The following is an 11,259-nucleotide window of genomic DNA, read 5'->3' as shown; positions in this document are numbered from 1 at the left end:
GGCGCGACTCATCGGATAATGAAAATGCCCCTGTCGTGCAAGCAGTTCAGCGCGCTCCAATCGAGCGTCTTCCATGCGCAATTCTGCTCGCACATGTTCAAGCACAGCAGCGCCAGGACAGCCTCACCGATCTGCTCGGTATTGTTCTCCATGGCTTCAAGCGCGCGCGGCGGCCGATGCCTCCGCGAACGGACGCCGCGGCTAGCTGAGACGAGGAGCCCGGGGCGGCAACCCGCACTGCGGGGTCGTTAAGCAAATCGGGCGGTGGCCGACGCTGACAAGCGTCGTTGAAGTGGTCGATAGCTGATATCACAAACAGATACTGGAAGGGGGAATGGACGCGCGGTTGCGGCCGCGCCTGGGGTTAGCCTATGTGCGCCAGCGGACAGAATTGACGGCGCACTCAGCGTACATGTCCCTTACGCGTTTCGATCCTGCGAAGGAACCGGTGATGCAACTTGGCCTGCTCAATCTCCCATGGTGGGGTTATGCGTTGGTGACGCTGGGCTTGACCCACGTCACTATCGCGTCGGTCACCATCTTTCTGCATCGTCACCAAGCCCACCGGGCCCTTGATCTGCATCCCATCGCCAGCCACTTCTTGCGTTTCTGGCTGTGGCTCACCACCGGGATGGTGACCAAGGAGTGGGTGTCGATCCATCGCAAGCACCACGCAAAATGCGAGACCCCGGAAGATCCCCACAGCCCGCAGGTCTACGGCCTCAGGCGAGTGCTGTTCGAGGGCGCCGAACTCTATCGCAGGGAAGCCAGGAACCCTGCAACGCATCAGAAATACGGCGCGGTACTCCAGACGACTGGATCGAGCGCAAGCTCTACGCTAAGCACGTCGGCCTGGGTATCGGCATCATGCTGGCGATCGACTTGGTGCTGTTCGGTCCGATCGGACTCAGCATCTGGGCAGTGCAGATGCTGTGGATCCCGTTCTTCGCCGCGGGCTTGATCAACGGCGTCGGCCACTACTGGGGCTATCGGAACTTCGCACCGAACGACACTTCCAAAAATATCGTGCCGTGGGGCATCCTGATCGGCGGCGAGGAACTGCACAACAACCACCACGCCTACGTCACCTCCGCCAAGCTGTCCAACAAGTGGTGGGAATTCGACCTCGGTTGGACGTACATCCGTCTCCTGGCGACGCTGCGCCTAGCCACGGTGCGCAAGGTGGCGCCCAAGATCCACTTCGATCCGGCCAAGACACGTTGCGACGCGGAGACCCTGCAGGCCGTCACCACCCACCGCTACCATGTGCTGGCCAAGTTCGCCAAGTCCCTGCAGCAAACCGCCCTGGAGGAAATTCACAACTTGGGGGCTTGCGCGGTCCCGGTGCTGAATGAGTCCAGAACGCGGGAGGCGCTCAGACACTGGCTGCAGCGGGAGGAGGACGCGCTCCCGGCGCATGAGCGCGTAATATTGCTTCAGGCAATGCATTCCAGTCAGTTGCTGCGCTCCATCTACGCGATGCGCCAGGAACTCACTGCCCTGTGGAGCCTTTCCGCCGCCTCAAAGGAGCAACAGGTCAAACGGCTGGAGGAATGGTGCAGGCGCGCCGAGGAGAGCGGAATCGGCGCGTTGCAGGAGTTCTCCCGCAAGCTTCGCTGCTACGCTTAACTATTGGGAGACATGAAAAATGACGAGCCAGCGCCTCCCATGACAAGTTTCAGTGGCGTCCTGGTGGGCTGGTTGTTCCGATAGCGCGCACATTTGAGAGTGCACGATTGGGTGCACAGCGCTTCCTAGTACGGCGGCGGCACGCTTATTGCCACTAGGATCGGCATTTCGTCGTCGGCCTGCCGCTGGGCGACATGCCCTTCGACGTGGCAGTCGAATGTGCAGACGCGTGCCTTGATCGCCAATATGCTGCGCCGCACCCGGGACAGAATTAGAGGAGAACGCCCCCAGGAGGGATTCAGGAAAGACAAACGGCGCGGGTCTTGGGTACCATTCGTGCGTCGACCAATACTTGGCCCTTCGCTATGACCGACCCGCATGCACGGCTTTCCCATTTTGTCGTGTTGTATTCGGTGCCGACCGGCTGTGTGATCGTCGAGGTCAAAGGTCCGGTAGTGATTCAGCTCGGCCCGTTTCCGCACGAGATGCAACCGCAAGTGCTGGCCATGCACCTGTTTCCGAAACGACTGGTGATCTTACTGCCGCCGCAAAGGGCATGGCTCGATGACGAGGCTGTCCTAATACTGGGCAACTGGGCCTGCCAGGCGAGGCGCCACGGCCGGAAGTGACGATTTATCCGCCTGGGCGGCGGCATCAACAGGAATCGTACAGAAGGGCTACATCCGGCGGTAGCGTGACTCGAGCATCGCAAACAGGCCGAAGGCCACGAATCCAAGCGCCACGGCCGTAAGCAGAAACCGCCCCAACGGCTGCGCGAGGATCGCATGCAGCGCGCCGTCCAGCCCCGGCGCCTTCTGTCGGTGGAAGGTCAGCGCCGCATAGCTGAGCAGGCCCCCCACCACGCCCAGTGCCACCCCCTTGGCGATGTATCCGACTTGGCCCAGTCGCGCCACGCCTTTCCGGGCAACTGGGGACATCGACGAAGTGTCAATCTCCTCGTTGAAGGATTTCTTCACGCCCTTGACCACCCCGGCCACGCCGACGCCAATGATGATCAGCCCCGTGACCACGACGATCACCCGCCCGGCGGGCCACGCCAGCACACCTGAGGTGGTTTGCTGCTGGGACTGCGCGTCCCACGATCCCCAGCCGAGCACGACCGAAGCTGCGCTGACCCCCAGGGCGGCGTAGATCACGGCCTTGGCCCCGCTGGTGACTTGATTGCGGACCCGTTTGGCACCTACGCGGTTGCGATAGCCCCAGATGGCTTCACTGGCCTGCCAGAGCGCGAGCGCCACCATGCCGACCGCAACCAGCCATAGCAGGATCCTGCCAAAGGGCTGATCAGCCAATGTTCTCAGCGCCCCGGAGATGTCGGCGCTCTTGCCGGCCCGCGCGCCCCATGCGATCTGCAGCGCCAGCCAGCCGATCAAGAGGTGCACAACGCCGTAAGCGATCAACCCGACGCGGGCGAGCACCTTCAGCGACGCGCTGTCGCCGGCCTGTTCGGCCTTGCTACCGGAATTGGGTGCCATCGCAGGGCCCGCCTCGTGAGTTGTCAAACGCAACCTGGGATCCAACATTTTCTACCTACAGCATGTTGTTGATAACGATCCCAGGTGGGCGAAGACTGGCATTTCGAGGGTTGTCGACCCCTTGCTCGACTTGAGCAGCGTAGGAGCGCGCTGAGTCAAGATGGGCGCCGTACGTCCGACGAAGAGATTTGAAAGTCCGCCGCTGATTCAACCTTAGCTCGGCTCGCAACCTGAGTGCAAGGACTCCTCGTACCAGGGCTCCAGCTCAATGAGGTGACAAGCTCTTACCGTACGAGCTTGGCTCTGGAACAAGGAGGTCGTGCGCTTCCTCATACCGATCTTGCTGCAGGTCGGCTGAATCGCTGGGCCTGATCTTGAACCAAATGGAGTACATGGCTGGCAGGAACATCAGCGTCAAAATTGTCCCGGCGAAGGTGCCGCCGATTAGCGTGTAAGCGAGCGCCCCCCAAAACACCGAATGGGTCAACGGGATGAAGGCCAGAATTGCCGCCAATGCAGTCAAGATCACCGGCCGAGCACGCTGCACAGTTGCCTCCACGACAGCATTGAACGGATCCAATCCCGCCTGTTTGTTGTGGTGAATCTGCCCGATCAGAATCAGCGTGTTACGCATCAGAATGCCCGACAGTGCAATCAGGCCGACCAGCGCATTGATGCCGAACGGCTGCCCGAACAGAATCAGGGTGGGCACCACGCCAATCAGACCCAGCGGGCTGGTCAGGAACACCATGACCATCGCGGAGATCGAGCGCACCTGAAAGATGATGATAAGCAGCGTGATCGCCAGCATGATCGGGAATAGCGGCAACATAGCTTGCGTTGCTTTGCCCGATTCTTCGATGGAGCCAGCCTGCTCGATACGGTAGCCCGTCGGCAGCTTGTCCATGATGGGCTGAAGCTGCTTGGTGATCGCCGTTGATACGTCCGGAGGCTGCAAGCCATCGGCGATGTCGCCCCGTACCGTGATCGTCGGCATGCGGTCGCGCCGGCGTATGATCGGTTCCTCCATACGCACATCGACTTTGCCAACTTGCGACAGCGGGATGCGCTGCCCGTTGGCGCCAGCCAGCGTGAAGTCACCAATCCTGGCCGGGTCAAGGCGAACGTCGCCGGCCGAACGCGCAATGACCTGCACGGTTCGAATGTCCTCACGCACGGCGGTAACAGGCACGCCGCTCAGGAAAAACTGTAGCTGCTGGGCTACGGCGCTGGAGGTCAGTCCCACGGCTTGCAATCGGTCCTGCTGCAAGGTGAAGTGAAGCGTGGGCGAGCGCGTACCCCAGTCAGTGTTGACCGTGCGCATCATCGGACTGGCATCCATCACCTGCTGCACTTCAGCCGCAATACTGCCTAGTTTTTCCGGGTCCGGGTCCGAGCCCGTGATCCGATAAGCAACCGGGAACGGCGAATACGGACCGAATACCAGTTGTGTGACCCGTACGCGCGCCTCGGAGGCGAGGCCGTCGGCGATAGCCTGGCGCAGTCGCTGCTTCAACGCGTCGCGCTCGTCCTGACTGTCCGTGCGGACCACGATCTTGGCAAACGACGGATCTGGCAGTTCCGGCCCCATGGCCAGATAGAAGCGTGGCGCGCCCTGGCCGACGTAGGCAGTCACGATCTTGGCTTCCTTTTGTTTGACCAGCCAGGCTTCCACCTTCTCCGTGGCGGCGCTGGTTTGCGCGATCGATGTGCCGTAGGGCATCTGCAGCTCGATCAGCACTTCTGGACGGTCTGAGATCGGGAAGAACTGTTTCTTGACCACCGCCATACCGAGTATGGCGAGGGCGAAGAGACCCACGACCGAACCAGCGACCAGCCATTTGCGCGCGACGACACGCCCTAGCAATCGACGGAAGCGGTTGTAGCGCGGCGTGTCGTAGAGCGCGTCGTGGCCCCCTTCAACCTTTTTGAAATCGGGCAGCAGCTTGACGCCCAAATAGGGTGTGAATACCACTGCGACGACCCAGGACGCAATCAGTGCAATGCCAACGATCCAGAACATGTTGCTGGTGTATTCGCCCGCAGTGGATCGGGCGAAGCCATTGGGCATGAAGCCAACGGCCGTGACCAGCGTGCCCGATAGCATGGGGGCAGCGGTATGGCTCCAGGCATAGGCGGAGGCGGCTACGCGGCTGTAACCCTCTTCCATCTTCACCACCATCATTTCGATGGCGATAATGGCGTCGTCCACCAGCAGGCCCAAGGCGAGAATCAGAGATCCCAGGGTGATGCGGTCGAAGTTTTTGCCTGTCGCAGCCATCACCACGAAGACCGCCGCCAACGTCAGCGGTACGGCCGCGGCAACTACCAAGCCCGCACGCCAGCCCATGCTCACGAAGCTCACCAGCATGACCACCAACAGCGCGGCGAAGAACTTGACCATGAACTCATCGACCGCAGCACTGATGTTGACAGCTTGGTCTGTCACCTTGGTGAAGCTCATACCGAGCGGCAACTCGGCGTTGATTGCCCCCACCTCGTTATCCAGCGCTTTGCCCAGGTCTAGCCCATTCCAGCCCTCTCGCATGACAATGCCCAGTAGCAGGGCGGGTTGCCCGCCGCTGCGCACCATGAAGGTGGCCGGGTCTTCATAGCCACGCTTGACCGTGGCTATGTCCGACAGCTTCAGTGTGCGGCCCTGTGCTACGACTGGCGTATCGCGGATCTTCTGGAGTTCATCGAACGCACCATCCAGGCGAATGAAGACCTGCGGCCCTTTCGTCTCCACGGAGCCTGCAGCCGTCAGAGCATTCTGGCTGTTGAGCGCCGCAAATACGTCCTGCGGACTTATGCCGAGCGTCGCGAGGCGCTCATGTGAAAACTCGACGTAGATGCGCTCCGACTGCTCTCCGATGATGTTGACCTTCTTCACCCCCGGCACGTGCAGCAATCGCTGCCGCAACGTCTCCGCGTCGCGCACCAGCAAACGCTGCGGCTCGTCCTTCGCCTTGAGTGCGAACAGCGCAAAGGTGACGTCCGCATATTCGTCATTGACCATCGGTCCGATCACGCCAGGCGGAAGGCTGTTGACCTCATCGCTGACTTTCTTGCGCGCTTGATAGAACTCCTCCTGGACTGCCGAAGGGGGTGTACTGTCGAGCAAGGTCAACGTCGTGAAGGCCAAGCCGGGTCTTGTGTAAGTCTCGGTGCGGTCGTACCAGCGCAACTCCTGCATACGCTTTTCGATCTTCTCGGCCACTTGGTCCTGCATTTCCTGCGCTGTGGCTCCAGGCCAGGCGGTGATGATCGTCATCACCTTGACCGTGAAGGCCGGGTCTTCGGCACGGCCCAACTTGAAGAATGAAATGAGCCCTGCCAGAGAAACCAGGCAGATGAGGAACAAGGTGAGGGCACGCTCGCGTACTGCGAGCGCCGACAGGTTGAAACGGCCTTGGCTCACGGGCGCACCCCCGCGGTCACAGTACTGGCAGCCTGGCCAGCCAAGCGGACTTGCTGGCCTTCGCGCAGCAGATGCGCGCCGAGCGCAACTATGCGGTCACCTTGTTTGACCTGGCCTGCAACGCGAGCGCCCTCGTCACCGAGGCGCAGGATCGCGACAGACCTCCACGAAACCTTTGCGGGCTCGCCATTGATGACCCACACGCCTGGGCCCTTGCCTGCATCGAACACGGCCCCGATGGGCACCTGTAAATCGCCTTGTGCCTGAGAATGCCCATCTGGGATCCGGATCGTGACCGTGGTGCCCAACGGCGCATTGGCCAGTTCCCCCTCCAGCACATACCGGGCCTCGAAAGTGCGGGTGAGTCTGTCCGCGGCATCCGAAAGTTGCCGGAGCGTGGCCGGAACGCTGGCGCCTTCTTTTCCGAAGAGCGTAGCTTGCGCGGTAGAGCCGATCGTCGGACGCAGGGTTTCCGGCAACTGGACAACCGCCTCGCGACGCCCCGCGTGGGCCAGGCGCACTACGATCTGTCCGGCATTGACCACCTGACCGGGTTCGGCCAGCGTCTCCACAACCACACCATCGCCATCAGCCACCAACTCCGCATAGCGGCTGGCGTTACGCGCGACATCGGCTTGCGCTTCCGCCGCACTGAGCTGAGCCCTGGCTGCGTCAGCTGCGGCCTTGACCTGATCGTAGGCTGAGGCCGAGATTGCCCCGGTGCCGCGGAGATCGCGGTAGCGGGCTTCGTCGTCTGCCGTCTGCTGCGCTCGTGCTCGCGCTGCAGCGACTGCCTCTTGCTGCGCATGCGCAGCAAGCTTGAAATCGACGGGATCAATGCGCATGAGGGGCTGCCCGCGCTTGACGGTTTGCCCGGCATCGACGAGCCGCTCCAGCACCTTGCCGGAGACACGAAACCCGAGATCACTCTGGACCCGGGCAGCCACTGTCCCTGTGAATGAACGTGACGCAGGAGTTACCGCCTGGACGAGCGCAGCCCGTACCAGCGGCGCCTCGGTGCGTGGATCGGTTGGTGCTTTTTCGCCGCATGCCGCCAATGCAAGCGGCAATGCACAAATGACGGCAGAGGTAGCAAAGCGACGCCGAAGCATGAAAGTCCCATTGACGAAGTGGCCCGGACTTTCATTGTGGTACTAGTGACTTATTTAGTCAACAGTCACATCAAAATCTCAGGGCGAGAGGCTACGGAGTACCAGACTGGACAGATGCGCTGGCGCGTCTTCCGTGTAGTCAAAGCTATGCTGCAAGAGCAATGGGTTGAGGTAGGGGCGCATGACCAGGTAGATCGCCATCGCCGTCTCGTCCAAGGGGGTCTTGCGCTCAAAGTCTCCGGTCTGTCTACCCTCCTGCAAGACATCTCGCAGCAACTTCTGGATGCGCACTTCATAGGTAAGCACCGCCTGCCAGTGCTCCGTAGCAGCCGAGGCGGCAATTTCATAAAGTTTGCGGTCCTGGAAAAACAGGCGAAGGCTTGCCTCGGTGAGCGTCTTGAACATCCGCCGCAGCTTTTCCGGTGGCAAATCCGTCTCTGCCACGGCTGCAGTGACCTCGGCTTCGATCTGGCGCAGACAGTTCGCGCAGATCATCTCGCCAATGGCCTGCTTGGACTCAAAGAACTTGTAGATGTACGCCTTGGAAAAGCCGATGGCTTTGGCGAGATCGGAGACAGCCGTCTTCTCGTAGCCGTAGCGGCTGAAGTGCTCAGTGGCTGCGGCAACGATCTGGTCGCGCACCTCGTGGTCGGCCGGGCCTCGGGCGGAAACAGGATAGGAGCTTGTCTTTTTCATGGGCTCCAGCTTACGCCAGTCGCGATGGTTGAACAACATGTGACCGTTTTGTACTATAGTCACAACGATTTCCGATGGAACGCGTCCCATGCTCCCAAAACATTCCCTTGCCACACTCTTCCTCGCTAGCCTAGCAACGGGTTGCGCTGTCGGCCCCGATTACGTGAGGCCCGATGTGTCTTTGCCGGCACGATTCCAGGGCCAGGCGGCCGTAGATCACCGGCATGCGGATGCCAGCGCTGATCTCTCCGCATGGTGGGCAGGTTTCGGCGATCCGCAACTGACGCGGTTCGTGCAGCTTGCGCTGGAACAGAACCTGGATCTGGCGCAGGCATTCGCGCGCGTGGCCCAAGCTCGCGCTGGTCTTGGCGCAGCCAATGCCGCATTGCTGCCTTCCGGCAATGTCTCCGGCCAAGCTGCCAGAGCCTACCAATCTGTCGAAACCCCTTTGGGGAAAGTCTTGAATTCGACACCCGGCTTCGACCGCTACGGCAATGCTTACGAGGCCAATGTCGGCGCAAGCTGGGAATTGGACTTGTTCGGAGGTCTACGCCGTGGACGGGAAGCGGCGCTTGCCGAGTACCAGGCTTCACAGGCTGGTGCGGCGGCGACGCGATTGGCCGTGGCTGCACAGACCGCTGACATCTACATCAGCGTCCGTGGACTGCAAGCTCGCCTGATGGTTGCCCGTCAACAAGTGCAGACGCAGCAGGAGCTACTCTCGACCATCAACCTGCTGTATGGCAAGGGGTTGGCGGCGGAGCTTCAAGTAAGGCAGGCTGAAGGAGCGCTCGCCCAGGTTCGAGCCTCCATACCGCAGCTTGAGGCTGCCCTGGACGTGGCCATGAATGCACTGGATGTGATGCTGGGCTCGCCGCCCGGCACGCATCGGGCGGAGCTTGCCGAAGGTGGCGACATCCCGGCCGCTCCGCAGATCACCACCGCCGGATCGCCGGGCGAGCTGCTGAGACGCCGACCTGACCTGATCGTCGCCGAGCGCCACCTGGCCGCCTCCAACGCGCGAATCGGTGTCGCCATTGCCGAGTACTACCCCAAGCTCTCCCTGACTGGACTGATTGGCAGCGCGACATCGCTGTCCAGCGGCAATCTGTTCACTGGCGGCGCCAGTCAGGCCGCTGGCGTGCTGGGTCTGCGCTGGCGTCTGTTCGATTTTGGACGCATCAATGCGCAGATCGAGCAGGCCAAGGGACAGGAGGCTGAGATGTTGGCTGCATATCGGCTTGCCGCACTACGGGCAACTGAGGATGTGGAAAACGCCTTTTCGGCCCTGGTCAAGCGCGAGGAGCAGGCTACTGTGCTGACTCAGGGCGTAGACTCGCTCGGCCGCGCGCGCACGTCCACATTTGCGGCATATCAGAAAGGCGTCGTCAGCCTGATCGAAGTCCTGCAAGCCGACGAGAACTTGCTGCGCGCCTCCGATGCGCGGGTTCAGGCGCAAACGGAGGCAGCACGCGCGGCGGTCGCTGCCTTCAAGGCGCTCGGTGGCGGTTGGCAACCGGGCGAAACTGACGTGGTGGCAATCAAGTAGCAACAGCACGCCCAATAGCGCCCGATCTGCCGTTTATTCCAATTCACCCATACAGAAAGGAACTGCTGTGTCGAATTCTAAAGTTTTCGTCGTTACTGGCGTGTCTTCGGGCATAGGGCGCGTCACCGCGGCAATGTTTGCCAAGCGGGGTTGCCGGGTATTCGGCACCGTGCGCAACCTTACCAAGGCAAAGTCAATACCCGGTGTTGTACTGGTCGAGATGGGATATCCGTGATGGAACGTCGGTTAAAAATGGAATCCAGGCCATCATCTCTCAGGCCAAGCGCATCGATGTGCTTGTGAATAGTGCGGGCGTGACCCTACTCGGCTCGACGGAAGAAACGTCGATTGCCGAGGCTCAGTCACTGTTCGATACTAATGTTTTTGGCATCTTGCGCACAATTCAAGCGGTACTGCCGCATATGCGCGAGCAAGGTTCCGGAAGAATCATCAACATCAGCTCGGTTCTGGGCTTTCTTCCTGCACCGTACATGGGTCTCTATTCAGCATCCAAGCATGCCGTTGAAGGGATGTCTGAGACCTTGGATCATGAGGTGCGCAAGTTCGAAATCCGCGTGGCCCTTGTGGAGCCTTCCTTCACCAAGACCAGTCTGGATATCAACGCGCCCCATGCGGCTTCCAAACTTTCGGCCTATGACGATGAGCGCGACAACGTGTTTCGCGCAATTGAAAAAAACGTCAAGGGCGCACCGGAGCCCGACGGTGTCGCAAACGCGATTGTCGACGCCGCGTTGGGTGCTTGGAGAATGCGACGCACTCCGAAAGGCCAGGCCTACCTTCTGAGCAAATTGCGCCGCATCATGCCTGCCGGCCCCGTTGATGCAAGCCTGAGGAAAAGCTCGCCTGAAATCGATCCCGGCTTTCACTTCATGGCAATAACTCAAAGAGCTTTGTTCTGCGGGATCTGGTGCACTCAATTATCGGAAGCGGAGAGATCTATGGAAGACGATCAGAAATCACTTGTCTGGATAAGCCATCAGTCAGACGCAAAGCAGCGCATGCGCGAAGGCGGTGGAGCGCCCGGCCTCGCCCGAATGGAGCAGATCGCCAGCAAGAGCGGGCAAGAGATTCTCGACGCCATGATGTCTGGCCAATTGCCGTATCCACCCATGAACGAAACCATGAACATGACGTTGCTGGAGGTAGACAACGGCCGCGCCGTGTTTCAAGGCATCCCGCTGCTGCAGCACTACAACCCACTGGGCACGGTGCACGGTGGCTGGTTTGCCTCGCTTCTGGATGGCCCCGATGGTCGGTCAAACTCCCCCACCTGTGGTCACCTCAAACTCCCCCACCTGAAGGGGCGCTGGAAGTGATGTAGGCGCCCGGCAGGAC

The 11,259-nt window shown here is 60.8% G+C and carries 7 protein-coding genes and 2 pseudogenes; 4 read left to right on the top strand and 5 right to left on the bottom strand.

Translation table 11 applies throughout. The features are described from left to right. Nucleotides 1-8: 8 nt before the first annotated feature. A complete protein-coding gene (locus tag ACYP5B_RS05115) occupies nt 9-152 on the bottom strand; it encodes a DUF6429 family protein (RefSeq protein ID WP_459568807.1) in 144 nt (47 codons plus the stop codon). Nucleotides 153-334: 182 nt separating this feature from the next. On the opposite strand from ACYP5B_RS05115, the pseudogene ACYP5B_RS05110 reads away from it, so the two are divergent. Together ACYP5B_RS05110 and ACYP5B_RS05105 are read left to right on the top strand one after the other, a co-directional pair. After that, nucleotides 335-1,629 (top strand): annotated as a pseudogene (locus tag ACYP5B_RS05110) (DesA family fatty acid desaturase). 365 nt (nt 1,630-1,994) lie between these two features. Continuing rightward, nucleotides 1,995-2,258 carry a hypothetical protein gene (locus tag ACYP5B_RS05105; RefSeq protein WP_459568806.1) on the top strand — a complete coding sequence of 88 codons (264 nt, stop codon included), beginning with the start codon at nt 1,995-1,997 and terminating at the stop codon, nt 2,256-2,258. 48 nt (nt 2,259-2,306) lie between these two features. Here ACYP5B_RS05105 and ACYP5B_RS05100 read toward each other — a convergent pair whose 3' ends face one another. The 4 genes from ACYP5B_RS05100 to ACYP5B_RS05085 all read right to left on the bottom strand — a co-directional run bounded on the left by ACYP5B_RS05100 (nt 2,307) and on the right by ACYP5B_RS05085 (nt 8,354). Continuing rightward, nucleotides 2,307-3,125 carry a DUF1206 domain-containing protein gene (locus ACYP5B_RS05100; RefSeq protein ID WP_459568805.1) on the bottom strand — a complete coding sequence of 273 codons (819 nt, stop codon included), beginning with the start codon at nt 3,123-3,125 and terminating at the stop codon, nt 2,307-2,309. Nucleotides 3,126-3,390: 265 nt separating this feature from the next. Next, complete coding sequence (locus ACYP5B_RS05095; protein ID WP_459568804.1) at nt 3,391-6,546, bottom strand: efflux RND transporter permease subunit; 3,156 nt, start codon at nt 6,544-6,546, stop codon at nt 3,391-3,393. Next, the gene (locus tag ACYP5B_RS05090; RefSeq protein ID WP_459568803.1) at nt 6,543-7,658 is read right to left on the bottom strand and encodes an efflux RND transporter periplasmic adaptor subunit; all 1,116 of its coding nucleotides are present in this window, start codon (nt 7,656-7,658) and stop codon (nt 6,543-6,545) included. The genes ACYP5B_RS05095 and ACYP5B_RS05090 overlap by 4 nt, the downstream gene beginning before the upstream one ends. 78 nt (nt 7,659-7,736) lie before the next feature. Continuing rightward, on the bottom strand, nt 7,737-8,354 hold the full coding sequence (locus ACYP5B_RS05085) for a TetR/AcrR family transcriptional regulator (protein WP_459568802.1): 618 nt from the start codon (nt 8,352-8,354) through the stop codon (nt 7,737-7,739). Nucleotides 8,355-8,442: 88 nt separating this feature from the next. Here ACYP5B_RS05085 and ACYP5B_RS05080 point away from each other — a divergent pair, with 88 nt between their 5' ends. Further along, nucleotides 8,443-9,903, top strand: coding sequence for an efflux transporter outer membrane subunit (locus ACYP5B_RS05080; protein ID WP_459568801.1), 1,461 nt, complete (start codon nt 8,443-8,445; stop codon nt 9,901-9,903). Between the two features lie 67 nt (nt 9,904-9,970). Next, nucleotides 9,971-10,763: pseudogene (locus ACYP5B_RS05075) on the top strand (oxidoreductase); the annotation flags it as partial. Nucleotides 10,764-11,259 lie beyond the last annotated feature (496 nt).

The sequence above is a fragment of the Cupriavidus sp. 8B genome, assembly GCF_054589115.1.
The sequence above is the reverse complement of the archived record's forward strand: the minus strand, read 5'-3'. Positions and strand labels throughout refer to the sequence as shown.

What these genes read in the sequence shown, in the direction of transcription:
- ACYP5B_RS05100 (WP_459568805.1), bottom strand. Translation starts at nt 3,125, where the DNA reads ATGGCACCCAATTCCGGTAGCAAGGCCGAACAGGCCGGCGACAGCGCG.
- ACYP5B_RS05105 (WP_459568806.1), top strand. Translation starts at nt 1,995, where the DNA reads ATGACCGACCCGCATGCACGGCTTTCCCATTTTGTCGTGTTGTATTCG.
- ACYP5B_RS05090 (WP_459568803.1), bottom strand. Translation starts at nt 7,658, where the DNA reads ATGCTTCGGCGTCGCTTTGCTACCTCTGCCGTCATTTGTGCATTGCCG.
- ACYP5B_RS05080 (WP_459568801.1), top strand. Translation starts at nt 8,443, where the DNA reads ATGCTCCCAAAACATTCCCTTGCCACACTCTTCCTCGCTAGCCTAGCA.
- ACYP5B_RS05085 (WP_459568802.1), bottom strand. Translation starts at nt 8,354, where the DNA reads ATGAAAAAGACAAGCTCCTATCCTGTTTCCGCCCGAGGCCCGGCCGAC.
- ACYP5B_RS05115 (WP_459568807.1), bottom strand. Translation starts at nt 152, where the DNA reads ATGGAGAACAATACCGAGCAGATCGGTGAGGCTGTCCTGGCGCTGCTG.